24 protein-coding genes are annotated in these 24306 nt (G+C 64.6%); 13 read left to right on the top strand and 11 right to left on the bottom strand.

Features of this window, described 5'->3' with window-relative positions:
* Positions 1-15: 15 nt before the first annotated feature.
* From ACQY7X_RS00685 to ACQY7X_RS00675, 3 genes are all read right to left on the bottom strand, one after another.
* Complete coding sequence (locus ACQY7X_RS00685; RefSeq protein WP_428247914.1) at positions 16-468, bottom strand: MaoC family dehydratase; 453 nt, start codon at positions 466-468, stop codon at positions 16-18.
* Complete coding sequence (locus ACQY7X_RS00680) at positions 468-1439, bottom strand: DMT family transporter (protein ID WP_428247913.1); 972 nt, start codon at positions 1437-1439, stop codon at positions 468-470. The genes ACQY7X_RS00685 and ACQY7X_RS00680 overlap by 1 nt, the downstream gene beginning before the upstream one ends.
* Positions 1440-1579: 140 nt before the next feature.
* Positions 1580-2608: an ABC transporter substrate-binding protein gene (locus ACQY7X_RS00675; RefSeq protein ID WP_428247912.1), complete on the bottom strand. Its 1029-nt coding sequence runs from the start codon at positions 2606-2608 to the stop codon at positions 1580-1582.
* A 342-nt stretch (positions 2609-2950) separates the two neighbouring features.
* Between ACQY7X_RS00675 and ACQY7X_RS00670 the strand changes: the two genes are divergently transcribed.
* The 4 genes from ACQY7X_RS00670 to ACQY7X_RS00655 all read left to right on the top strand — a co-directional run bounded on the left by ACQY7X_RS00670 (position 2951) and on the right by ACQY7X_RS00655 (position 8853).
* Positions 2951-4153, top strand: coding sequence for a pyridoxal phosphate-dependent aminotransferase (locus ACQY7X_RS00670; RefSeq protein WP_428247911.1), 1203 nt, complete (start codon positions 2951-2953; stop codon positions 4151-4153).
* 184 nt (positions 4154-4337) lie between these two features.
* Positions 4338-4613: a ribbon-helix-helix domain-containing protein gene (locus tag ACQY7X_RS00665; protein ID WP_428247910.1), complete on the top strand. Its 276-nt coding sequence runs from the start codon at positions 4338-4340 to the stop codon at positions 4611-4613.
* Between the two features lie 44 nt (positions 4614-4657).
* Positions 4658-5779: an efflux RND transporter periplasmic adaptor subunit gene (locus ACQY7X_RS00660; protein WP_428247909.1), complete on the top strand. Its 1122-nt coding sequence runs from the start codon at positions 4658-4660 to the stop codon at positions 5777-5779.
* On the top strand, positions 5776-8853 hold the full coding sequence (locus tag ACQY7X_RS00655; RefSeq protein ID WP_428247908.1) for an efflux RND transporter permease subunit: 3078 nt from the start codon (positions 5776-5778) through the stop codon (positions 8851-8853). The genes ACQY7X_RS00660 and ACQY7X_RS00655 overlap by 4 nt, the downstream gene beginning before the upstream one ends.
* A 3-nt stretch (positions 8854-8856) precedes the next feature.
* Here the strand turns inward: ACQY7X_RS00655 and ACQY7X_RS00650 are convergent, their stop codons facing one another.
* The 7 genes from ACQY7X_RS00650 to ACQY7X_RS00620 form a co-directional block, all read right to left on the bottom strand.
* Positions 8857-9843, bottom strand: coding sequence for an ABC transporter ATP-binding protein (locus tag ACQY7X_RS00650; RefSeq protein ID WP_428247907.1), 987 nt, complete (start codon positions 9841-9843; stop codon positions 8857-8859).
* Positions 9843-10826, bottom strand: coding sequence for an ABC transporter ATP-binding protein (locus ACQY7X_RS00645; RefSeq protein ID WP_428247906.1), 984 nt, complete (start codon positions 10824-10826; stop codon positions 9843-9845). The genes ACQY7X_RS00650 and ACQY7X_RS00645 overlap by 1 nt, the downstream gene beginning before the upstream one ends.
* 3 nt (positions 10827-10829) lie before the next feature.
* Positions 10830-11744 carry an ABC transporter permease gene (locus ACQY7X_RS00640; protein WP_428247905.1) on the bottom strand — a complete coding sequence of 305 codons (915 nt, stop codon included), beginning with the start codon at positions 11742-11744 and terminating at the stop codon, positions 10830-10832.
* Positions 11741-12715, bottom strand: a complete 975-nt coding sequence (locus ACQY7X_RS00635) for an ABC transporter permease (protein ID WP_428247904.1) — start codon at positions 12713-12715, stop codon at positions 11741-11743. Before ACQY7X_RS00635 ends, ACQY7X_RS00640 begins: the two co-directional genes overlap by 4 nt.
* A gap of 82 nt (positions 12716-12797) precedes the next feature.
* Positions 12798-13637, bottom strand: a complete 840-nt coding sequence (locus tag ACQY7X_RS00630; RefSeq protein WP_428247903.1) for a PhzF family phenazine biosynthesis protein — start codon at positions 13635-13637, stop codon at positions 12798-12800.
* 119 nt (positions 13638-13756) lie between these two features.
* Positions 13757-14392 (bottom strand): DUF1013 domain-containing protein, encoded by a 636-nt coding sequence (locus ACQY7X_RS00625; protein ID WP_428247902.1) that lies wholly within the window; start codon positions 14390-14392, stop codon positions 13757-13759.
* A 200-nt stretch (positions 14393-14592) separates the two neighbouring features.
* Complete coding sequence (locus ACQY7X_RS00620; RefSeq protein WP_428247901.1) at positions 14593-15600, bottom strand: NAD(P)H-quinone oxidoreductase; 1008 nt, start codon at positions 15598-15600, stop codon at positions 14593-14595.
* A 105-nt stretch (positions 15601-15705) separates the two neighbouring features.
* Here ACQY7X_RS00620 and ACQY7X_RS00615 point away from each other — a divergent pair, with 105 nt between their 5' ends.
* On the top strand, positions 15706-15882 hold the full coding sequence (locus tag ACQY7X_RS00615) for a DUF1192 domain-containing protein (protein ID WP_428247900.1): 177 nt from the start codon (positions 15706-15708) through the stop codon (positions 15880-15882).
* A gap of 5 nt (positions 15883-15887) precedes the next feature.
* Here ACQY7X_RS00615 and ACQY7X_RS00610 read toward each other — a convergent pair whose 3' ends face one another.
* Positions 15888-16499, bottom strand: a complete 612-nt coding sequence (locus ACQY7X_RS00610; RefSeq protein ID WP_428247899.1) for a TetR family transcriptional regulator — start codon at positions 16497-16499, stop codon at positions 15888-15890.
* 410 nt (positions 16500-16909) lie between these two features.
* Here ACQY7X_RS00610 and ACQY7X_RS00605 point away from each other — a divergent pair, with 410 nt between their 5' ends.
* The 8 genes from ACQY7X_RS00605 to ACQY7X_RS00570 all read left to right on the top strand — a co-directional run bounded on the left by ACQY7X_RS00605 (position 16910) and on the right by ACQY7X_RS00570 (position 24298).
* The gene (locus tag ACQY7X_RS00605) at positions 16910-18223 is read left to right on the top strand and encodes an O-acetylhomoserine aminocarboxypropyltransferase (RefSeq protein ID WP_428247898.1); all 1314 of its coding nucleotides are present in this window, start codon (positions 16910-16912) and stop codon (positions 18221-18223) included.
* A gap of 13 nt (positions 18224-18236) precedes the next feature.
* Complete coding sequence (locus tag ACQY7X_RS00600) at positions 18237-19028, top strand: alpha/beta fold hydrolase (protein ID WP_428247897.1); 792 nt, start codon at positions 18237-18239, stop codon at positions 19026-19028.
* Positions 19025-19690 carry a thiamine phosphate synthase gene (gene thiE, locus ACQY7X_RS00595; protein WP_428247896.1) on the top strand — a complete coding sequence of 222 codons (666 nt, stop codon included), beginning with the start codon at positions 19025-19027 and terminating at the stop codon, positions 19688-19690. The genes ACQY7X_RS00600 and thiE overlap by 4 nt, the downstream gene beginning before the upstream one ends.
* A 57-nt stretch (positions 19691-19747) precedes the next feature.
* Positions 19748-20542 carry an inositol monophosphatase family protein gene (locus ACQY7X_RS00590; protein ID WP_428247895.1) on the top strand — a complete coding sequence of 265 codons (795 nt, stop codon included), beginning with the start codon at positions 19748-19750 and terminating at the stop codon, positions 20540-20542.
* A 90-nt stretch (positions 20543-20632) separates the two neighbouring features.
* The gene (locus ACQY7X_RS00585; RefSeq protein ID WP_428247894.1) at positions 20633-21643 is read left to right on the top strand and encodes an OmpA family protein; all 1011 of its coding nucleotides are present in this window, start codon (positions 20633-20635) and stop codon (positions 21641-21643) included.
* Positions 21644-21753: 110 nt separating this feature from the next.
* Positions 21754-22905: a flagellar motor protein MotA gene (locus ACQY7X_RS00580; protein WP_428247893.1), complete on the top strand. Its 1152-nt coding sequence runs from the start codon at positions 21754-21756 to the stop codon at positions 22903-22905.
* A 3-nt stretch (positions 22906-22908) separates the two neighbouring features.
* The gene (locus ACQY7X_RS00575; protein ID WP_428247892.1) at positions 22909-23982 is read left to right on the top strand and encodes a peptidoglycan -binding protein; all 1074 of its coding nucleotides are present in this window, start codon (positions 22909-22911) and stop codon (positions 23980-23982) included.
* A 10-nt stretch (positions 23983-23992) separates the two neighbouring features.
* Positions 23993-24298 carry a hypothetical protein gene (locus tag ACQY7X_RS00570; RefSeq protein WP_428247891.1) on the top strand — a complete coding sequence of 102 codons (306 nt, stop codon included), beginning with the start codon at positions 23993-23995 and terminating at the stop codon, positions 24296-24298.
* The last annotated feature ends 8 nt before the right edge of the window (positions 24299-24306 follow it).

Genomic DNA, 24306 nt, shown 5'->3' with positions numbered 1-24306 from the left:
CTCGCCGACCGGCGCCTAGTCTATCCGCCGTTTCAAGCGATGCAAGCAATTCACCGTCAGGATCAATTCGCCGCGCTGATTGAAGGTGTCGTGCCGCATCACCACGATGCCGCGGTCCGGCTTGGATTGCGACGGCTTCACTTCCATCACCTCGGCCTCGACGCGGATGGTATCGCCCGGGCGCAGCGGCTTCAGCCAGCGCAGGTCCTCCATGCCGGGTGACCCCAGATTGGCCTTGGCGAAGACGCCGAGGCGGAAGAATTGCGCGAAGCTGAGCGACAGGGTGTGAAAGCCCGAAGCGATCAGGCCGCCGAATTCGGTGCCGCGCGCGGCTTCAATATCGATATGGAACGGCTGCGGATCGTAGACGCGGGCGAAATCGAGGATCTGTGCCTCGCTCACCGTAACGCCCGGCGTGGTGAAGCTGTGGCCGGGCAGCAGGTCGTCGAAATACCAGTCAGCCGCCATTACTGGTTTCCTTTCGGGCTTGCCTTCCTCTGCGTGCCAAGGCGTGTCATGGCCAGGCCGGCGAGCACTACGGCGGCGCCGACGCTTTGCGCCAGACTGATGCTTTCCCCCAGCACTAGGGCGGCGCTGATCATGGCGAAAACCGGGATCAGGTAGGAATAGGTGGAGGCCCGCGCCACACCCAGCTTGGCGACCCCCTCATACCACCACAGATACCCGAGCGCGCCAGCACCCACCGAGGTGAAAAGGAAACCAACCCAGATCGTGAGGTTGGTGGCGGCCCAGTCGGCGCGACCAATATCCATGACCGAGAACGGGATCAGCAGCAGCGAGCCGAACAGCATCGACCAGGCGGTGACGCGCAGCGCGCCCAGGCTGGCGATATAGCGCGGCCCCATCACTGAATAGCTCGCCCAGCAGAAGGCGACGCCGAGGAACATCAGGTCGCCCACCAAGTCGCCGCCATAGAGCGTCAGGCCGGTAAAGCTGTTGTTGATCACCAGGAATACGCCGACGAAAGACAGCAGCACGCCACTCCAGGCCAGCGCGCCGGGCGAGCGTTCGCCCTTGATCATGCTGCGTATCGTGGTCATCAGCATGGCGAAGATCGGCGATACCGCCACCAGGATGGCGCCCTTGGAAGCGGCGGTGAAGGTGAGTGCATTGGTCCACAACAGCTGCATCACGGTGACGCCGACGAAGCCGAGCAGCGCCAAGGCCGGAATGTCGCGGCGCCGCGGCGGCTGCAGGCCGCCACGCATGGCCATCAGGGCGAGCAGCACCAGGGCCGCGAGCATGTAGCGGGTGAAGGCATAGGCCATCGGCGGCAGGAAGCCGAGAATGTATTTCGCCACCGGGAAGGTATTGCCCCAGATGAACGCGGTGAGCAGCAGATAGAAATCGGCGGCGCTGAAACCAAGGCCGGCGCGCTTCGGCGCCCCGCCGGATCCAGACTGGTCAGGCGCGCTCATGCCGCATGCCGCCTTTGCATTTTTTGCAACCCTGGCTCCCAAAACAAAGACGGCAGGGGATTCCCCTGCCGTCATCGCATCATTCTGAACTCTATAGCCCGGATCGAGCGGCGCGTCACGCCCCGCCCGGCACCAGAAGGTTACTTGCTCGGCATCATGCGCTCTGCCTTGGGCGGCAGGAACGCATCGGTGAACAGTTCCGAAGCCTTCGGCGCCCGGGCCAGGCCCACGGCGGTGGCGACGGCTTCCGCCGAACGCTCAAGCCGCGCGGTGTCGACGTCGCCGAAGCCGTTCTTCTTCACCCAGGGGGTGAGCACGTTACGCTCCAGCGACATGTAGAGCCGCTCCAGTTCCAAGCCCTCGTCGATCAGGCCGTCGCGGGTCTTGGCGGCGCGGGCACCCAGGGTCGGGTCGGCGGCGATTTCCTTCCAGGCCTTGATGGTGGCCTTCACGAAGCCCTTGATGGCATTCGGGTTGGCCTGCATGAAGGCCGGCGAGGCGATCACGGCGTTGCCGTAGAAGTCCATGCCGTAATCGGCATAGATCAGCGGCACGATATCTTCGGGCTTTACGCCGATCTTCTTCAGGTCGAGGAAGGACGAGAAGTAGTGGCCGGAGATGAAGTCGACGCTGCCATTCTTGAGCGAAGGCTCGCGCAGCGGCGGCGCCAGATTCACCGAGGTGATCTTGCTGCGGTCGATGCCGGCTTTGGCGGCGAAGGCCGGGAACAGCTTGAAGGAAGCATCGAATACCGGGGCGCCGAGCTTCTTGCCTTCCAGGTCCTTCGGCGTCTTGATGCCGGAAGACTTCAGCGCGTAGACGCCGAAGGGCGGTGCGTCATACGCCATCATCACCGCCTTTACCTGCTTGTCGGCATTGGCGACGTTGTATTCGATCAGCGCGTTGACGTCGGCAAAGCCCATCTCGTAGGCGCCGGTGGCGACGCGCTGCAGCGCGCCGGCCGAACCCTGGCCGGCATCCAGCGTCACGTCCAGGCCCTCGGCCTTGTAGTAGCCCTTCTGGTCGGCATAGAGGAAAGCCGAGGTCGGACCCTGGAAGGCCCAGTCGAGGGTGAACTTGAACTTGGTTTGCGCTTCGGCAGGGCTGGTGGCGCCAAAGGCCAGGCCGAGGCCGAGCACGGCCGCCGAGAGCTTGAACATGGTGGTCATTGCGAGAGGTCTCCCCGTGGGTAAAGCCGCAGCCCTGACGAATCCTCCAGGCGCCGCGCTCAGGGCAGTTTATGCCGCTGTAATATGAGGCGCCAAGGCGGAATCGACGTGGCCTGGGGATAAGTGCATGCAATTCCAGGACCAGTCCGGGCACGGCAGTCCGAGTACGGTGGAATCCGCCACTTAACCAGAGGCTGTTCCGGCCTTGCCCAAGCCTTGGGCCGGCTGCTCAAATCGGCGCCAGGATAGCGACAATTGGGACATTGTTGCGGTTGCCTGGGGACGTGCTGCGGCGTAATGTCCCGGCGCCTGTTAACCCCATGAGCTTGTGGAGTCGTTTCCATGCCGTTTCTGTCCGAGGCGCTCGGTCGGATCAAGCCGTCCGCCACCATTGCCGCCACCCAGAAGGCCCGCGCCCTCAAGGCTGCCGGCCGCGATGTGATCGGTCTTGGTGCCGGTGAGCCCGATTTCGATACGCCCGAGAATATCCGCATCGCCGCCAAGGCCGCCATCGACCGTGGCGAAACCCGCTACACCGATGTGGACGGCACCGCCGCGCTGAAGCAGGCGATCGCCGCCAAGTTCAAGCGCGAGAACGGCCTCGACTACAAGCCCGAGCAGATCAGCGTCGGCACCGGCGGCAAGCAGGTGCTGTTCAATGCGCTGCTGGCCACAGTGAATCCCGGCGATGAAGTGATCATTCCGGCGCCCTATTGGGTGAGCTATCCGGATATCGTGAATTTCGCCGGTGGCACGCCGGTGGCGTTGCCCACCACTGCCGAGCATGGCTTCAAGGTGCAGGCCGCCGATCTGGACAAGGCGATCACGCCCAAGACCAAGTGGCTGATCCTGAATTCGCCGTCGAACCCTTCGGGCGCCGCCTATACCCGCGACGAGCTGAAGGCGCTGACCGATGTGCTGCTGAAGCACCCGCATGTCTGGATTCTTACCGACGACATGTATGAGCATCTGGTCTACGACAACTTCGTGTTCACCACCCCGGCCCAGGTCGAGCCGCGGCTCTATGACCGCACGCTGACCATGAACGGCGTGTCGAAGTCCTATTGCATGACCGGCTGGCGCATCGGCTATGCCGCCGGCCCGGTGCAGTTGATCAAGGCGATGGGCAGCCTGCAGTCGCAGTCGACCTCGAATCCATCCTCGATCAGCCAAGCCGCCGCCGTCGAGGCGCTGAACGGCCCGCAGGACTTCATCCCGAAGAACAACGCCGTGTTCAAGCAGCGCCGCGATCTGGTGGTGAGCATGCTGAACCAGGCCAAGGGCATCCATTGCCCGAAGCCGGAAGGCGCCTTCTATGTCTACCCGAGCTGCGCCGGTGCCATCGGCAAGACCTCGGCGGGTGGCGTGAAGATCAATAACGACGAGGATTTCTGCAACGCGCTGCTGGAAGAAGTGGGCGTGGCGGTGGTGTTCGGTGCGGCCTTCGGCCTCAGCCCGCATTTCCGCATCTCCTACGCCACCTCCACCGAGGTGCTGAAAGACGCCTGCACGCGTATCCAGGACTTCTGCTCGAAGCTCACTTGATCGCCCTCAGCCTCCATAGCAACGGGCCGGCTGCCGCAGCGGCAGACGGCCCGTTTTTCGTGACCGCCATCACGCGGCGGCTTCGCGGGCGCGGTTTTGCGCCAAACTTCACTTTGTCCCGCCCCCCGGCAATGCTAAAGCGGCCTTACAGGGACGCGCGCGACGCAATGAATGGATCAGCACGATGCCGACAACCGTAAAAAAGCGGTCGGTGGTCGTCGGCGGCCATCGCACCAGCATTTCGCTCGAACGCGCCTTTTGGGATGCGCTGCGTCGTCTCGCCCAGGCCGAGGGCAAAACCATCAATCAGATGGTGAGCGATATTGACGCGGCGCGGCAGGGTAACCTGTCCAGCGCGATCCGGGTCTATGTACTCAGCCGCGCCTGTCAGGGTCATCTGCCGCCGGAGAGCGATCCGCCGGGCGACCTGCCCGTGGCGGAAGAGGACGACGATAGTTAGGCGGCATCGCTAGTCTCGATGCCGCCAAAGGCGGAGACGAGACCATGCGCAAGCCTTTCCTCATCCTGCTGCCGCTGCTGATGCTCGGCCTTGCCGCCTGCGACCAGCCGGCGCCGCCGCCAGAGCCGATCCGCCCGGTGCGTGTCACTACCGTATCGCCGCAAGCCTATGAGGGCCGCTCCACCTATACCGGCGAAGTGCGTGCCCGCTACGAAACCAATCTCGCCTTCCGCATCGGTGGCAAGATCGTCTCCCGCTATGTCGAAATCGGCTCCGAGGTGAAGAAGGGCGCGCTGCTGGCCCGCCTGGATCCCGAGGATACCCGCCTTGCCATCGAGAATGCCCGGGCGCAGCTCAATGCTGCCCAGGCCGACCATAACCAGGCCCAGACCGATCTGGCGCGCTATCGCAAGCTGTTTGAAACCAAGGTGATCAGCCAGGCCGAGATCGACCGCCGCACCACGGTGGCGGATTCGGCCCAGGCCCGGCTTGAGAGTGCACGCTCGCAGCTGCGCGTGATGCAGAACCAGCAGGGCTATACTGAATTGCAGGCCGATGCCGATGGCGTCATCACCTCGATCTCGGTGGAAGCGGGCCAGGTGGTTGCCGCCGGCCAGACCGTGATGCGCCTGGCGCGGCCGGAAGAAAAGGAAGTGGTGTTCAGCGTCGCCGAGAACCGGCTGGATGAACTGCGCCAGGCTTCCTCGATCCGTCTGGCATTGTGGTCGCAGCCGGAGCAGAGCTATGCCGGCGTGGTGCGCGAAATCGCACCCGGCGCCGACCCGGTGACGCGCACCTATGCCGTGAAGGTGACGGTGCAGAGTCCGCCGCCGACCATGCGGCTCGGCATGACCTCCAGCGTCACCATCTTGCGGCGCGGCGACGAGCGCATGGTGGCGTTGCCGCTTTCCGCGCTTTACCAGGAACAGGTGGCGGGCCAGGCGGGCGGCCAGCCCTCGCAGATCCGCCCGGCGGTGTGGATTTATGACGCTGCCACCGAGACGGTGAACCTGCGCCCGGTGCAAGTCTCGGCCTATGTTGAAAAGTATGTGCTGATCAATGATGGCCTGAAGCATGGCGAGAAGGTGGTCACCGCCGGCGTGCACAAGCTGATCCCGAACCAGAAGGTGCGGCTGCTGCCGGAGACGGCGGAGGCCAAGCTGTGAATCAGGCCGAGCTTGAACGCTACAATCTCTCTGCCTGGGCACTGAAGCATCCATCGCTGATCGCCTTCCTGATCGTGGTGCTGATGTTGGCCGGCACGATGTCGTATTTCAGCCTGGGCCGCGCCGAAGACCCGGATTTCACCTTCAAGCTGATGATCGTGCGCACCAACTGGCCGGGCGCCACGGCGCGCGAGATGGAGCAGCAGGTTACCGACAAGGTCGAGAAGAAGCTGCAGGAAACGCCGTATCTCAGCCATGTCATGAGCTATTCCAAGGCCGGTGAATCCACGGTCTATGTCGTGCTGCGCGACGATACGCCGCCGAAGCAGGTGGAGGGCGTGTGGTATCAGGTGCGCAAGAAGGTGAACGACATACGGCACACCTTGCCGCAGGGAACGCTGGGGCCATTCTTCAACGATGAATTCGGCGATACCTTCGGCACCATCTATGCCTTCACCAGCGATGGTTTCACGCATCGAGAATTGAAGGATTATGTCGAGGCGGTGCGCGAGGAGGTGCTGCGCGTGCGCGATGTCGGCAAGGCCGACCTTCTAGGCGTGCAGCCGGAGCGCATTTATATCGAATTCTCGAACAAGAAACTCGCCAGCCTGGGCGTGTCGCCGCAGCAGATCATCAATATCGTGCAGCAGCAGAATGCCCAGGCGGCTTCCGGCCTGGTGCAGACCGCGTCTGACCGCATCTATACCCGTGTTTCAGGCGATTTCGAGGATGTACGGTCACTGACCGAACTCTCGATCCAGGCCAATGGCCGGCTGCTGCGGCTCGGCGATATCGCCGATATCAAGCGCGACTATATCGATCCGCCCTCGGCGCAGTTCCGCTATAACGGCGAACCCGCCATCGGTCTGGCCATTTCGATGGCCAAGGGTGGCAACATGATCCAGCTTGGCGAGCGGCTCGCGCCGGTGCTGAAACAGATCAAGGCCGACATGCCGATCGGCATCGATGTGCACCAGGTGGCAGACCAGCCCAAGGTGGTGCAACGCAGCATCGATGAATTCATGAAGGTGCTGCTGGAGGCCGTGGTCATCGTACTCGGCGTCAGTTTCCTGAGCCTCGGCCTGCGTTCCGGCCTGGTGGTGGCGCTCTGCATCCCGCTGGTGCTGGCGATCACCTTCACAGCCATGCAGATTTTCGGCATCGATTTCCAGCGTATCTCGCTCGGGGCGCTGATCATCGCGCTCGGCCTGCTGGTGGATGATGCCATCATCGCGGTGGAGATGATGCAGGTGAAGATGGAGCAGGGCATGGACCGCTTCCATGCCGCCAGCTTCGCCTATAAATCCACCGCTTTCCCGATGCTCACCGGCACACTGATCACGGCCGCCGGTTTCGTGCCGGTCGGTTTCGCCAAGTCGTCGGCGGGTGAATATACCTTCTCGATCTTCGCCGTAGTGACCATATCGCTGGTGGTGTCATGGATCGTGGCAGTGATCTTCACGCCTTTCATCGGCTACAAGCTGCTGCCCAATCCGAAGCCCGGCCATGCCCATGACGATGTGCACAAGCGCGGTATCTACCGCTTTATCCGCCCGGTGGTGGCTTGGTGTGTGCGCTTCAAGTGGATCGTCATCGCGGTCACGCTTGGTATCTTCGCGCTCTCGGTATTCGGCTTCAAATTCGTGCAGCAGCAATTCTTCCCGTCGTCCAACCGCCCGGAACTGATGGTGGACCTGCGCTTGCCGCAAGGCGCCAGCATCGCGGCGACACAGCAGGAAGCCCTCAAGCTGGAGGCGATGCTGAAAGGCGACCCGGATGTGGAGAATTTCACCACCTATGTCGGCAGCGGCGCGCCGCGCTTCTACCTGCCGCTGGACATCCAGTTGCCGAACGACAATTTCGCCCAGGTGGTGGTGCTGACCAAGGGCGATGCCGAGCGCGAGCGCCTGCGCACCAAGCTGATGCAGGCTTTCCAGGAGGATTTCACCCTGCTGCGCGGTCGCGTCAATCGCCTGGAGAACGGCCCGCCGGTCGGCTTCCCGGTGCAATTCCGCGTCAGTGGCCCGGACCCGCTGGAAGTGCGGCGGATCGCTTTCGCCGCCGCCGAGGTATTGCGCGCCAATCCGAATACCCGCGACGTGAACCTGGACTGGAACGAGCTTTCCAAGGTGGTGAAGCTGAATGTCGATCAGGCCAAGGCGCGCCTGCTCGGCATCTCCTCGCAGGATCTTGCCGGTGCGCTGAATGCGGCGCTCACCGGCGTCACCATCACGCAATACCGCGAGGGCAAGGAACTGATCGACGTGGTGGCCCGCGCCGAAGCAGCCGAACGCCTCAGCCTTTCCGGCATCAAGGATTTGAATGTCGGTGGCGGTGAGAGTGCGCGCCCGGTGCCGCTGACCCAAGTGGCGGATGTGAACTACGCCATGGAGGAGGGCATCATCTGGCGCCGCGACCGCCAGCCGGTGATCACCGTGCGCGCCGACGTGGTGGATGGCATCCAGGCGCCGGTGGTATCGATGCAGATCGAGCCGCTGCTGAATGAACTGCGCAAGCAGTTGCAGCCCGGCTACCGCATCGTCATGGGCGGCGCCATCGAGGAAAGCGCCAAGGGCAATGCCTCGCTGGCGGCGGTGATGCCGGTGATGGTGCTGATCATGGTGACCCTGCTGGTGGTGCAGCTTCAGTCGGTGTCGCGCATGCTGCTGGTCCTACTCACGGCGCCCCTCGGCCTGATCGGCATCACGGCGGCCTTGCTGGCCTTCAATGTGCCGTTCGGCTTCGTCGCCCTGCTGGGCGCCATCGCGCTGGCCGGCATGATCATGCGCAATTCGGTGATCCTGGTGGACCAGATCGAGCAGGATATCCTGGCCGGCCATGCCGCTTTCGATGCCATCGTGGATGCGACAATGCGGCGTTTCCGCCCCATCGTGCTCACTGCCCTGGCGGCGATCCTGGCGATGATTCCGCTGTCGCGCTCCAATTTCTGGGGCCCGATGGCGGTGGCGATCATGGGCGGCCTGGCGGCGGCGACGTTGCTGACGGTGCTGTTCCTGCCGGCGCTTTACGCCGCCTGGTTCCGCATCAAGCCGCAGCCGAAACCGGCGGCGTGATTTCTAGCCGTTGAGATGGCAGGCGGAGATATGGCCCGGCGCAATTTCGCGCAGGGCCGGCTTCTCCGTCTTGCAGCGGGCCATGGCCTGCGGGCAGCGTGGATGGAAGTGGCAGCCGCTCGGCGGCTCCAGCGGCGAAGGAATTTCGCCGCTGATCGGCATGTAGTCGCGCCGCTTTGCTTCCAGCTTCGGGGCTTCCGCCAGCAGCGCCTGGGTGTAGGGGTGGTTAGCGGCCTTGAACAGCGTTTCGGTCGGCGCGCTTTCCACCACACGGCCCAGATACATGATCACCACGCGGTCGGAGAGATGCTCCACCACGGCCAGGTTATGGCTGATGAACAGGTAGGTCAGGTTCAGCCGCTCGCGCAGGTCCATGAACAGGTTCAGCACCTGGGCCTGGATCGACACGTCTAGCGCCGCCACGGCTTCGTCGCAGACGATGAAGCGCGGCTTCACGGCCAGGGCACGGGCAATGCCGATGCGCTGGCGCTGGCCGCCGGAGAACTGGTGCGGGAAACGCTTCTTGTAGCGCGGGTCGAGGCCGACCTGGAGCAGCATTTCCTCCACATAGGAATCGAACTGTGCCCTTGTGATCAGGCCATGGGCCAGTGGCGCCTCGCCGATGATGTCCTCCACCCGCATGCGCGGATTGAGCGAGGCATAGGGATCCTGGAAGATCATCTGCACGGCGAGCTGATAGGCCTTGTGCTCGGCCGGAGTCATGGCGGCGAGGTCTTTGCCCTCGAAGCTGATCTGGCCGTCACTCTGTTCCATGATGCCGGCAACGATGCGGCCCAGCGTGCTCTTGCCGCAGCCGCTTTCGCCCACCAGGCCAACCACTTCGCCCTGCTGGATTTGCAGCGACACGCTGTCGACCGCATGCACCGCGCGTTCTTTAAGGCCGGCACCAAGCAGGTTGGCGAGCTTGGCGGCGAAATCCAGCTTCCACACGAAGCGCTTGGAAATGTCCTTGAGTTCGAGCATCGCCATCATGCCGCTCCTTTCAGCGGATGCCAGCAACGCACGTCATGCCCCGGCGCCAGGGGCAGCAGGTCCGGTATCGCCTCGCAGGCGGCATCGGCATGGGCGCAGCGCGTCTTGAAGCGGCAGCCCGGCGGCAGGTTCAGCAGCGGCGGCGTCATGCCCGGAATCTGGAACAGCCGCTTGCCGCGCTGGCCGGTATTACCATGCGCGCCCGGCACCGAGCCGATCAGGCCGGCGGTATAAGGGTGGCGCGGGCTTTCGATCACGGCGGCAACACTGCCGGTTTCAACGATGCGGCCGGCATACATCACCATCACGCGGTCGGCCAGGCCGGCAACGACGGAAAGGTCATGCGTGATCCAGATCAGCGCCGTGCCGGTATCGCGGCAGAGCTTGCGCACTTCATAGAGGATCTGGCCCTGGATGGTCACGTCAAGCGCCGTGGTCGGCTCGTCGGCGATGATCAGCTCGGGCTTGTTCAGCAGCGCGATGGCGATGGCGATACGCTGGCGCATGCCGCCGGAAAGCTGGTGCGGATAGGCTTGCAGGCGATCCTCGGGCGCGGCGATGCCGACCGCCTTCAGCGTCTCGATGCAGCGGGCGCGGGCGGCGGCTTCGCTGATCTTCTCATGCGCCAATACGCCCTCGATCATCTGCGTATCGACACGCAGCACCGGGTTGAGCGTCATCATCGGATCCTGGAAGATCATGGCGATGCTTTTGCCGCGCAGCTGGCGCAGCCGCGCCGGCTTGGCCTGGGCAATATCCTCGCCCTTGAACAGCACACGGCCATTGGCGATATGGCCGGGCGGATCCAGCAGGCCCAGGATGGAAAAGCCGGTGATGCTTTTGCCCGAACCGCTTTCTCCCACCAGTCCCAGGATTTCGCCGGGGGCCACTTCAAAACTGACACCATCCACCGCGCGCACGATGCCATCGCGCGTCGGGAAATGGGTCTCCAGATTCTCGACCTTGAGCGTGGGCGTCATGGATCAGCGCTTCAAACGGGGATTGAGCACATCGCGGAGCTGGTCGCCCACGAGGTTGATGGCAACGATCACCACGGTGAGCGCCATGCCCGGGAACATGGAAATCCAGTAGACGCCGGACAGCAGGTAGTCGAAGCCATTGGCGATCAGCATGCCGAGCGAAGGCTCGGTCACCGGCACGCCGAGGCCGAGGAAGCTGAGCGTGGCTTCCAGGGTGATGGCGCGCGCGATATCGATGGTGGCAATCACGATCAGCGGCGGCAGGCAGTTCGGCAGCAGGTGGCGCCACAGGATGCGGCTCTGCTTGAGGCCGAGACAGCGCGCGGCTTCGACATATTCCTTGTTGCGCTCGACCAACGCTGCGCCACGCGCGGCGCGGGCGAAATACGCCCATTGCACCGCCACCAGCGCCATGATCACCTTGTCGACGCCATTGCCCAGCACCGCCAGCAGGATCAGTGCCACCAGGATGGCGGGGAAGGAAAGCTGGATATCGACGATGCGCATGATCAGCGATTCAACGCCGCCGCCGAAATAGGCCGCAGCCAGGCCGGCGGCGGCGCCGATCGCCAGCGCGCAGGATACCGCCACCACGCCGACGAACAGGCTGATGCGCAGGCCATGCAGCATGGCGGAAAGCATGTCGCGCCCCTGGCCATCGGAGCCAAGCAGGAACACGAAGCCGTCACCCGCAAGCGCGCCGGGCGGCAGACGGGAATCCATGATGTCTAGCTTGGCGAGATCATAGGGGTTCTGCGGCGACAGCCAGGGCGCCAGCAGGGCGGCGGTGATGGCCAGCACGAACAGCGCCAGGCCGAACAGGGCCAGCTTGCTTTCGGCGAATTCGGAGACGATGCGTTGCAGCGGCGTCTGCGCCGCCACCGGCTTCACGACGGCAGGGAGGGCGGCGTCGGTCACTTGGCACCTCCCAGCCGCACGCGCGGATCGAGCACGGTATAGAGGATATCGACCACCAGATTGATCACCACCAGCAGGAACACCACGATGATCAGGTAGGCGACGATCACCGGGCGGTCGAGCTGGTTGATAGAATCGATCAGCAGCTTGCCCATGCCGGGCCAGGAGAAGATGGTCTCGGTGATCACCGCGAAGGCAATCAGCGCGCCGAGTTCCAGGCCGGTGACGGTGACGACCGGCACCAGGATATTCTTCAGGATATGCACGCCGATGACGCGGCGCTCATCCAGGCCCTTGGCGCGGGCGAATTTCACATAATCCATCAGCATCACTTCGCGCGCGGTGGCGCGTGCCAGACGCACGATAAGGGCGCATTTGGAGAGTGCCAGGGTAACGGCGGGCAGCAGGATATGGTGCCAGCCTTTCAGGCTCAGCACGCTCAGATGCAGGCCGAGTACTTCCACCGTGGGGCCACGACCCGAAGCCGGCATCAGGCCAAGCTGCACCGCGAAGATCATGATCAGCATCAGGCCGACCCAGAAATTCGGCAGGCTGAAGCCCAGGATCGAACCGGCCATGATGGCGCGGGCGCCGAAACTGTCATGCCGCAGGCCGGCATAGACGCCGAGCGGCAGGCCGATCACCACGGCCATGATGGTGGCGGTGATGGCGAGTTCCAGGGTTGCCGGCATGCGCTCAAGGATCAGGCTCATGGCCGGCTGGCCATAGACGAAGGATTTGCCGAATTCGCCGGAGAAGGCCGAGCCGACAAAGCGCATATATTGCACCCAGACCGGCTGATCGAGGCCCAGCGCCTTGGCGATCTGCTCGCGGTCGATTTCGGTGGCTTCGGGGCTTGCCAGCACTGCCAGCGGATCGCCGAGCAGATAGATGCCGCCGAACACCAGCACCGACATAACCGCCACGACCAGCGCCGCCTGTAGCAGGCGCCGGATAATGAATACCAACATCCCCCGATGTCCCTGTTGTTATACTGTCACGGATGCTAGCCGAAAGCCCTGCACGGAGCCAGCCTGATATGCGGGCAGCCTGTTATTCAGGCGGCAACATGCGCGCGGTGCCGGAAACGCGGATCGATGTGCCGTGTGTCGGCGGGATTTCGGCCCTGAGGCGGGAACGCATGCCCATATCCTCGCCCTGCACGATGTTGATCATGCCAGCATGCGGCCAGCCGATTGCGCGCAGATAGCCGGCCAGGGCCGCCGTTGCCGCGCCGGTTGCCGGATCTTCGTAGACGCCGCCGGCGGCAAATGGATTACGCGTGTGGAAAAGCTGTGCCGTCTCGGCGTAGATGAGAATGATTGTCACCAGGCCGGCGGCCTGCATCAGGGCGCGGCCAGTATCGAAGTCATAGCGCATGGCGGCCAGTGCGGCGCGGCTGTTCAGCGCCAGCACCAGATGCCGCGCGCCGGCATCGGCGATGGCAGGCGGGATGCGCTGGTCGAGATCGGCTTGCGTGTAGCCGAACAGCGTCAGCATGTCGGCCACCAGTCCCGGTTCCGCCGCTGTGCTGCTGGTTGGCGGCGATTGCAGCGCGGCGGCAATGGTGCTGCCGTCACGCCGGCCGGTCACGGTGATGGCGGCATCGTTCAGCGTCAGGGCGAATTCGCCGTCGCCGAATTGCAGCGCCAGCGCGGCGCCGAGCGCAATCGTGGCATGGCCGCAGAACGGTACTTCCATGCCGGGCGCGAAATAGCGCACGCGCCAGTGATTGCCACCGAGTGGGGCTGCAAACGCGGTTTCGGAATAGCCGATCTCGGCGGCGATGGCCTGCATTTCGGCGGCAGAGGGCAGGGCGTCAGCGATCATCACGCCGGCGGGATTGCCGCCGGTCTCGCCATCGGAAAATGCCGCCAGTCGATCTACCCGCATGTCCGCCTCGCTGATTTTGCGCGACGGTAGCGAATGTGCCGTGGTTCGGCCAGCGTTCGATTGTATGGCTGCAATAAGTGCCGCGGCGCCAGTCCGGCGCCGCAGCGTATCGTTATGCCTTATGCGGCGTCTTCGCTGCCATCGACTTCCGGCAGCGGTTCGGCGGCAGCCGGCGCATTGGCTTCGCGGTCGGCGCGGGCGCGCTCGCGGGCTTCGCGCTTTTCCTTGTTGTCGCGGCGCTTGGCCGTCAGCAGCAGCACGCGGTCGAGTTCCGACTGGCTGCAGATGCCGAGGCTGACCGGATCGCGCGGCTTGATATTGGGCGCGTTCCAATGCGTGCGCGAACGCACGGAGTCAATCGTCGCCTTGGTGGTGCCGAGCAGCTTCTGCACCTGCGCGTCACCCACTTCCGGGTGATACTTCAGTAGCCAGGCGATGGCATCGGGGCGGTCCTGGCGCTTGGACAGCGGCGTGTAGCGCGCGCCCTTGGTCTTCTGGCGCGCCAGCGGCACGGTCGGTTCCAGCAGCTTCAGGTTCGCCGCCGGATTGGCTTCGCAGCGTGCGATCTCTTCCGGGGTGAGCTGATTGTTGGCAATCGGATCCTGGCCGACAATGCCGACCGCCACTTCGCCATCGGCGATGCCCTTCACTTCCAGCGGATGCAGGCCGCAGAAATAGGCAATCTGGTCAAAGGTCAGCTTGGTGTTGTCGATCAGCCATACAGCAGTGGCTTTGGGCATCAACGGTAGGGCCATGATACGCATCCTTCATAAGCCAGCAGGCAGCAGCCGTGGCATAAGCCGGTATGGACCAGACAGCCGGGGGAGCTTCGCCGGGCAGCCCTTCCGGGACCGCCCCGGGCCACACCAGCTGGGAGTGTCCGGAAATCGGCGCCAACTATACCCAAGCCGACGCCCGGCGCAACCGCCGGGCGGCCTAGTTTACGCTTTTATGGTCAAAGAGTTAGCAAAACTTTCCCGATATGGTCACCGGCATCCAGGCGGGCATGGGCGGCCGCGGCCTCAGCGAGCGGGAAGCGGGAGTCGATGATCGGCTTGATCGTGCCTGCCGCCAGGCCGGGCCAGATTTTCGCCTCCAGGGCAGCGGCGATGGCGCCCTTGAAGGCCACCGGGCGGGGCCTGAGCGTCGAGCCGGTGACGGTCAGGCGGCGGCGCATCACCAGGCTCAGGTCGCCTTCGCCCTTCGCGCCGCCCTGCAGCGCGATGATCACCAGCCGGCCCTCGTCGGCCAGGCATTTGATGTTGCGCGGCAGGTAGATGCCGCCAACCATGTCGAGGATCACATTGACGCCCTGGCCGGCGGTTTCCTGCTTGATCGCTTCGGCGAAATCCTCGGTCTTGTAGTTGATGCCGCGCGCGGCGCCGAGCTGCTCCACGAAGCGGCATTTCGCATCGGTGCCGGCGGTGGCGAAGATGCGGCCGGCGCCGAGCAGGCGGGAAAGCTGGATCGCCGCCACGCCGATGCCGGAAGCGCCGCCATGGATCAGGATGCTCTCGCCGGCGGCAAGACCGCCACGGTCGGCGATGTTGCTCCACACCGTGAACCAGTTCTCCGGCAGCGCGGCGGCTTCTTCCAGGCTCAGGCCCGCCGGGATTGGCAGGCATTGCACGGCCGGCGCGGTGCAGTATTCGGCATAGCCGCCGCCGGCCACCAGGGCGGTCACCTTGTCGCCGATTTTCCAGCGCGTCTCACCAGTTCCCGGGGGGGCACCGAGCGCGACAATCTCGCCCGCCACTTCCAGGCCCGGAATATCCGGTGCGCCGGGCGGCGGCGGATACATGCCGGCGCGCTGCATCAGGTCGGGCCGGTTCACGCCGGCGGCGGCAACCTTGATCAGGACTTCGCCGGATTCCGGCCGCGGCACCGGGCGGCGGCCGGGTTTCAGCACCTCGGGCCCGCCGGGCTGGGTGATCTCGATGGCGGTCATGTCCTGGGGCAGCATATCTCTCTCCCTGATCGATGCGGATTGATGTAGCCTCTGGCGGCCCTGGCGGCAAGGTTGTGCCTGGGCGGCCGATAGTAAAGTGGGAATGACCGGGAGGCGGCGATGGATTGGGATGAGGCACGCAACAAGGCGCCGCTGTCGCCGCAATACGATGCCATGTCGGTTGCTGATCTCGAGGAGCGGATCGAGGAGTTGAAGGCCGAGATCGACCGCATCCGTGCCGTGATCACCAAGAAGCAGGCCGCGCGCGGTTCAGCCTCCAGCTTCTTCAAGAACTAGATTATCTAGCGCGCGCGCTTTTCCAGCCAGTCGGCGGCAGCCGAGGCCAGGGCCATTTCGCGCGGGCCGGATTCCAGCAGGATGCGCGGATCATGCAGCGGATGGCTCATATCCTCCACCGTCTGCGCCAGGGCTTCCGAATTGCCCGAGCGGAAGCGGCCGGCGCGCTGGCCATCGCGGATCACGCCGGCATAGAGCGCGCGCAGGCCCCGGCGATGCTGCTCCCACACATCGCCGCTATCCTGCATGGCGGCGCCGAGCACCTCGGCCAGCACGCGGTCGGCCAGCAGCAGGCGCAGACATTCGGCTTCCGCCAGCAGCAGGGCTTTCAGCCGCGCCGCCGGGCTGCGGTCGCGGTCGCGCGCCAGTTCCGCCAGCCGTGCTTCGTCGCCCTGCAGGGTGCGGGCGGCCAGCGCGGCGAGGATGGCACGTTTGCTGGGATAGAAACGGTAAAGCGCGGTGCGGGCCATGCCGGCGGCGGCGGCAATATCCTCCACCCGTGCTTTCTGGGTCCCGAGCTGGCGGAAACATGCCAGCGCTGCTTCCAGCAGACGGTCGGAATTCGGCAGAGCCGCTATGTCGCCCCGTTCGGCCATGCCCCACCTTACCTGAATCATGCTCGCGGAAAACCGCTCCGGAAACGGTTCCGCACTTCACCTTTCCTTAAACCTTCCAGGTTATAAGGGAAGCAGTATCGTATCGTGTTTCCTCCCTGTTGGACTAAAACGGCCGCCGGCCTGTATGTCCCAACTTCGGCGGTCGTTTTTTTCCGCGCGACACGGTCTTTCCCGCGACATGGCATTGGCCGTGGCTTCGCGTCCCCTCCGTTACATTCCGTTACAACTGCTTGACTCCGTCCGTAGGCGGTGCGTTAATCGTTAACAGTTGAGGTTGAGGCAATTCACAGGGCCGTCCCGGAATTGGGGCGGCCTATTTTTTTGCGTTTTTGCCGCCCTCGTATTTTGCCGCGAAGCCGGTATTGTCGCGCCAGTTTGTTCAGGCCGATTTGGTCAGGGGAGAGCGCCCGATGGAGCCGAAATTTCTCAAATTCGATACGCTGAGCCTGCATGCCGGCCAGCAGCCCGATCCCACCACCGGCGCGCGGGCGCTGCCGATCTATCAGACCACGTCCTATGTTTTCCACGATGCCGACCATGCCGCCGCCTTGTTCAACCTGGAGCGCGCCGGCCACATCTATTCGCGCATCTCCAACCCCACGGTAGCGGTGCTGGAAGAACGTCTGGCGGCGCTGGAAGGCGGCGTCGGCGCGGTCTGCACTGCGTCTGGTCAAGCGGCCTTGCACCTCGCCATTGCCACGCTGATGGGGCAGGGGGCGCATATTGTCGCCAGCCGCAACATCTATGGCGGCAGCTACAATATCCTGGTCCATACCCTGCCGCGTTTTGGCATCACCACCACCTTCGTCGATCCGCGCGACCATGCGGCGGTGAAGGCCGCGATCAAGCCGGAGACGCGGCTGGTCTTCGGTGAAATCCTCGGCAATCCCGGCCTGGAAGTGCTGGATGTGCCGGCCTGGGCCGAGATCGCCCATGAAGCCGGCCTGCCGCTGATGCTCGATTGCACCTTCGCCACGCCGTATCTGTTCAAGGGCTTCGAGCATGGCGCCGATCTGGTGATGCATTCCGCCACCAAGTTTCTCGGCGGTCATGGCGTCGCCATCGGCGGTGCGCTGATCGATTCCGGCCGTTTCGACTGGGAAGCCTCGGGCAAGTTCCCGACCCTGACCGAGCCCTATGCCGGCTATCACGGCCTGGATTTCGCCGAGGAATTCGGCCCCGCCGCCTTCATCATGCGCGCCCGTGCCGAGGGCCTGCGCGATTTTGGCGCCTGCCTCAGCCCCACCAATGCCTTCCATATCCTGCAAGGCGTGGAGACATTGCCGCTGCGCATGAGCCGCCATGTCGAGAATGCGCGCCAGATCGTGCAGTTCCTGAAAAGCCACAAGGGCGTCGAATGGGTCAGCTATCCTGAACTGCCCGAGCACAAGGACCATGACCTGGCCAAAAAGCTGCTGCCGAAAGGCTGTGGCGCGGTGTTCAGCTTCGGCGTCAAGGGCGGGCGTGCGGCAGGGCGTGCGCTGATCGAGGCGTTGCAGGTGTTCTCGCATCTCGCCAATGTCGGCGATGCCAAGTCGCTGGTGATCCATCCGGCCTCCACCACGCATCAGCAGATGTCGGCGGCAGAACTCAAGGCCGCCGGTATCGGTGAGGAACTGGTGCGCCTCTCGGTCGGCCTTGAGGATATCGGCGACCTGATCGACGATCTGAACCAGGCCCTGCGGGCTGCCGCCAAGGCGGCGCCGGCGCAGGCCGCCGAGTAAGAGGGCAGTAGCAATGTGGCTTGACGTTCAGGGCGCAAAGATTTTCGCCGCCACCGGCGGCAAGGTGTTCGATCCGGCCTTGCCGACCGTGGTGTTCATCCATGGCAATGCCTGCGACCACACTGCCTGGGCGCTGCAGACGCGCTGGTTCGCCTATCACGGCTGGTCGGTGCTGGCGGTCGACCTGCCGGGCAATGGCCGTTCCGGCGGCGAGATGCCGCAGAGCATCGAAGCGATAGCCGACTGGCTGCCGCATCTGCTCGATGCCGCCAAGGTGAAGCAGGCCGCCCTGGTGGGCCATTCCATGGGCGCGCTGATCGCGCTGGAGGCCGCCGCGCGTTTCCCGGAACGCGTGAGCAAGCTGTCGCTGCTCGGCTTCGCGCTGCCGATGAGCGTCAATCCTGAATTGCAGGCCTTGGCAGATGCCGGCGACTTCAAGGCCATCGCACTGATGAACGACTGGATGCTGGCCCGCAAGAGTCATATTGGCGGCAACCGCAATCCCGGCGGCTGGATTCTCGGTGGTTCGATCCGCCTCACCGACAATGCCCCGCGCAAGGTGCTGGCCACCGGTTTCCGCATCTGCAACGCCTATGCTGCGGGTGATGCGGCAGCGGCCAAGGTGACATGCCCGGTGCAGGTGCTGTCGGGGGCACGCGACATGATGACGCCGGCCCGCTCCGGCGCGGCGTTTGCCAAGAAGTTCGCGCAAGCCCGCGTCGATGTGCTGGCCGATTGCGGCCATCTGATGATGAGCGAGAAGCCGGATGAAACCCTCGACGCGCTGAAGGGATTCCTGGCATGAGCAAAGCAAATGACAAGCCGCCGGCGCGGCTCTACCTGATCACGCCGTCGGTTGTCGAACCGGCGGCTTTCGCGGAACAGCTCAAGGCGGCGTTGGGCGCCGGTGATGTCGCCTGCCTGCAACTGCGCCTCAAGGAAGGCGAGCAGCCGGCTTCCGACAATGCCTTCCGCCGCGCCGCCGAGGCGGTTCTGCCGCTCTGCCATGAGCATGATGTGGCGCTGCTGATCAACGACCGCCCGGACCTGGCCGTGAAGCTCGGCGCCGATGGCGTGCATATCGGCCAGCAGGATGCATCCTATGAGGAAGCGCGCCGGCTGCTCGGACCGGACCGCATCATTGGCGTCACTTGTCACAATTCCCGCCACTTGGCGATGGAAGCCGCCGAGGCCGGGGCCGATTATGTCGCTTTCGGCGCCTTCTATCCCACGACGACCAAGCAGCCGAAATTCCAGGCCGAGCCGGACCTGCTGGCCTGGTGGTCCGAACTGATGGAAGTGCCCTGCGTCGCCATTGGTGGCATCACGGTGGAGAATTGCGCCCCGCTGGTCGCCGCCGGGACGGATTTTCTGGCGGTTTCCGCCGGGGTTTGGGGCTATCCGGGCGGTCCGGCCAAGGCCGTGAAGGCCTTCAATGAGGCAATTGCCAAGCACCGGCCCGGCTGATAGGGTCCGCCCCCTTCCGCCAGCCCCCCGTCTGAAGTACCGCCGAGCACGAAAGCCATGGCCCTGCGATCCGCCCTGATTAATGCGATGACCAATTCTGCGCGCAAAGCCTCCCGCGGCCTGCTGCGCGATTTCAACGAGGTCGAGCATCTCCAGATCAGCCGCAAGGGCCCGGCCGACTTCGTTTCCGCCGCCGACCGCAAGGCCGAGAAGGTGCTGCAGGCCGAGCTTTCCAAGCTGCGCCCGGATTTCGGCTTCATCATGGAAGAGGGCGGCCGCGTCGAAGCCAAGGACGGCAAGAATTACTGGGTCATCGACCCGCTGGACGGCACCACCAATTTCCTGCATGCCATCCCGCATTTCGCCATTTCCATCGCCGTGCAGCGCGAGGGCGAACTGATCGCCGGTATCGTGCTGGACGTGGTGCGCGACGAACTGTTCTGGGCCGAGAAGGGCGCTGGCGCCTATTGCAACGAGCGCCGCCTGCGCGTTTCCGTGCGCCGCAAGATGACCGAGGCAGTGATTGCCACCGGCATCCCGTTCCATGGCCGTGGCGACCATGCCCAATTCCGCCGCGAGATGGCCGGGGTGATGCCGGAAGTGGCCGGTATCCGCCGCATGGGCGCCGCTGCGCTCGACCTCGCCTATGTCGCCGCCGGCCGCTATGACGGCTTCTGGGAGCGCGGGCTTTCGGTATGGGATATTGCCGCCGGCATCGTGCTGGTGCGCGAGGCGGGCGGCATGGTCACCGACCTCAAGGGCGGCGATACCATGATGGCGTCGGGCGATATTCTCGCCGCCAATGATGCGCTCTACACCCCGTTGCAGAAATTGCTCAATAAACCGGCGTAATTGGTTTCGCTTACGACCTATTGCCGGGTTGAGCTAGAGGGGAAGGTCCGCTATCGTTCGCGCCATACCGCGTAACGGGGGGACCCACCGATGGCCATCAAGCTGTTTCAGCATCCGCTTCCCGCCATGGCGCTTGGCCTGGCGCTGGCGCTGCCGGCTGTGCATGGCGCCTCGGCCCAGACCTCCTATGTCGGCGGCGGCAGCGTGATCGTGAACATGCAGGCGCTCGACCGCCTGGGTCCGCCGCTGCCCGGCTTCGCCAATAACCAGGATCCCGGCTCGCCGGCGCTGGGTGGCCCGGCGCTGAAGCCGCTGCTGGGTGATTCCGGTCCGGCTCCCGCCAGTGTGAAGCTGCGCCCGCCGCGCGCCGCCAAGACAGCCTCTGCTCCCGCCGCCGCACCCGCTGTGGCGAAGACCCCGACACCCGCACCGGCCCAGGTGGCGACCACGCCGCGCCGCACCGGCGGCAGCCGTGGCGAAGGCACCAGCCCGGCGCCGCAGACCCCTGCCGTGGTGGTGAACCTGCCGCCGCCGGTAACTGATGCGGCGCCAGCCAATTCTGGTCGTCCGCTGCAATTGCCCGCACCGCCTTCCGCCGCGGCGCCTGCCGTCCCTGTTCCGGCTGCTCCTGTTCCGGCCGCGCCTGCCCCGGTGATGCCGGCTCCCGCCGCCGTGGCCCAGGCTCCTGCCGCCGCCGCGCCAGCGCCTGCTGCGCCGCGTGCCTCGAACCCGGCGGCACAGCAATCGGCCTTGCTGACACCGCCCCCGGTTTCCAGCGCGGCACCGTCTGCCGGTCAGGTCAACCTCAATTTCGAAGCTGGCAAGAGCGATCTTTCCGGCGAAGGCAGCGGCGCACTTGAGGCGCTCGCCCGTGCGCTTGCCAATACCGAGGACCGCATCCAGATTCGCGCCTATGCCAGTGCCAGCGGTGCCGATGCTGCCAGTGGCGCGCGGCGCCTCTCGCTCAGCCGTGCGCTGGCGGTGCGCGGCTTCCTGATCGATCGTGGCATCCGTTCCACGCGCATCGATGTGCGTGCGCTTGGCGCACCCAGCGACAACTCTCCCCCGGACCGCGTTGAAGTGGCGCCGGTCGGGCGCTGATTGATGCGGGGCGAGCGGCTTTTCGCCCAGGAAAAGCCATATTCGCTGCTCCAATTATACTGCAGAGAGGCGGTTCCCATATTCGTTGGGCCGCAGGATAAGGTGAAGGCATGACCAAACCCGGTCGTTACCTGGTGCGCATGGTGCTGTTTCTTGTTGCCGTGGGCGCTGTGGTCTTTGTGTTGAAGGATCCGCTGCAGCGTGCCTTCCTTGCCAACCCGGCGCTCAACGGCCTGATTGCCGCCGTGGCGGTGATCGGCATCCTGTTCATCTTCCGCCAGGTTTTCGTGCTGGGCCGCGAGGCCGATTGGCTCGCCGCCTGGCAGAAATCGCAGCAAACCAGCACCGTGCCGCATGTCGGCAAGCCGTCGAACCTGCTGGCACCGCTGGCCAAGATGCTGGAGAACCGCGGTCCGCGCGGCCAAGTTTCCGCCGCTGCCAGCCGTGCCCTGCTTGATTCCGTCGGCTCGCGCCTCGATGAAGCACGCGACATATCGCGCTACCTGATCGGCCTGATGGTGTTCCTCGGCCTGCTCGGCACTTTCTGGGGCCTGCTTGAGACGATTGGCTCCGTGACCGACACCATCTCAGGCCTGTCGCTGGGCGGCGAAGAGAATATCAACGTGCTGTTCGACAAGCTGAAGGGCGGCTTGCAGCGACCGCTGGCCGGCATGGGCCTGGCCTTCTCCTCCTCGATGCTCGGCCTTTCCGGTTCGCTGATCCTCGGCTTCCTCGATTTGCAGGCGGGCCAGGCGCAGAACCGTTTCTATAACGACCTTGAGGAATGGCTTGCCGGCTTCACCCGCGTCGGCGGCGGTGCCGTGGCCGATGGTGACCAGTCGGTGCCGGCCTATGTGCAGGCCCTGCTGGAACAGACCGCCGATAGCCTGGACAATCTGCAACGCACCCTGGCGCGTTCGGAAGACAATCGCGGCAACGCTTCCACGGCCTTGCTGCAACTCAATGAGAAGCTCAGCCTGCTCACCGAGCAGATGCGCGCCGAACAAGGCCTGCTGCTGAAGCTGACCGAGCACCAGATCGAGATGAAGCCGATCCTGTCCAAGCTGGCGCAGAATACCGAGAGCGGCGGCTTCGATGCCGCCAGCCGGGGGCATCTGCGCAACATGGATATCCTGCTCACCCGCCTGCTCGACGATGCCGCCCAGGGCCGCGCCAAGCTGGTGGATGACATGCGGGCCGAGATCAAGCTGCTGTCGCGCACCATCGCGGCCGCCGCCGATAACGGCCAGCGCAGGACCTAAGCCATGGCAAGCCGCGCCTGGCGCCGGGGCGAGAATGGGGTGGCCAACCCCTGGCCTGGCTATGTCGATGTGCTCTCGACCCTGATGATGGTCATTGTCTTCGTGCTGGCGGTGTTCATCCTGGCACAGTTTTTCCTTGCCAATGCGATTTCCGGCAAGGACAAGGCGATTGATGCCTTGCGCGGCGATCTTGCCCGCCTGGTGGAGCAGTTGTCGCTGGAGAAGAAAACCAGCAGCGACCTGCGTACCAACCTTGGCCAGTTGCAGGCGACGCTGGCCGCCAGTATCGCCGAACGCGACCAGCTTGCCGCCGCGCTCAACGATGCCCAGGCGCGCCATGACGAAGCCGAGAAGCAGTTGAACGAGCAGAAGCAGATCGTGGTTGATCTGGATGGCAAGCTGGTCTCTGGTGCTGCGGCGCTGGAAGCCGAGCGCCGCGCTTCCGCCGATGCACGCAGCCAGATCGACCTGCTGAACCGCCAGATCCTGGCACTGCGCGAGCAACTGGCGCAGATCGACCGTATCCTGCGCGAGAGCGAGGAGAAGGAAAAGCAGAGCCAGGCGCAGGTGGTCGACCTCGGCAAGCGGCTCAATGCCGCCCTGGCGCGCAAGGTCGACGACCTGATGAACTACCGCTCGGAATTCTTCGGCCGTCTGCGCCAGGCGCTCGGCGATCGCAAGGATATCCAGATCGTCGGCGACCGCTTCGTGTTCCAGTCGGAAGTGCTGTTCACCTCGGGCTCGGCTGAACTCAATCCGCAGGGCCGCGAGCAGATGGGCCAGCTTGCCCGCACCCTGATCGATATTTCCAAGAAGATTCCCGCCGACCTGCCCTGGGTGCTGCGGGTCGATGGCCATACCGACCGTGTGCCGATCAATACGCCGCAATTCCCCTCCAACTGGGAATTGTCGGCGGCACGCGCCATTTCGGTTACCAAATTCCTGATTGCCCAGGGTGTGCCGGCGCAGCGCCTGGCGGCGGCCGGCTTCGGCGAATTCCAGCCGCTGGACGAGCGCAACGACGAGATTGCCCTGCGGCGCAACCGGCGCATTGAATTGAAGCTGACGGAGCGCTAAAAACCCCGCCATGCTGAACCTGATCGCACCGCTTTCCCTGCCGGGCCGCCTTGTCGCCAGCCTTGTCTATGGCATCGGCCTGCCGGTGGCGATCTATGCCGTGCTGCTGCTGCGCACCCATGGCAACGAGCCGCAGGGCATGTGTACCCGCGTGGCCGGCCAGGGCGGCACCCTGCCGATCCAGATGGGCCGGGGCGATGGCGATTTCACCTGCGGCCTGAACTGGGATTACACGCTGTGGAATCTGGCGTTGCCGGCACTCGGCTTCGCGGTGCTGGCCTTCATCCTGATGGGCATGGCGCGCAAGCGCGCCTGAGCCAAGCG

The sequence above is a fragment of the Ferrovibrio sp. genome (genome assembly GCF_965278975.1).
Lineage (GTDB): Bacteria > Pseudomonadota > Alphaproteobacteria > Ferrovibrionales > Ferrovibrionaceae > Ferrovibrio.
This window is presented reverse-complemented; position numbering and strand designations above follow the sequence as displayed.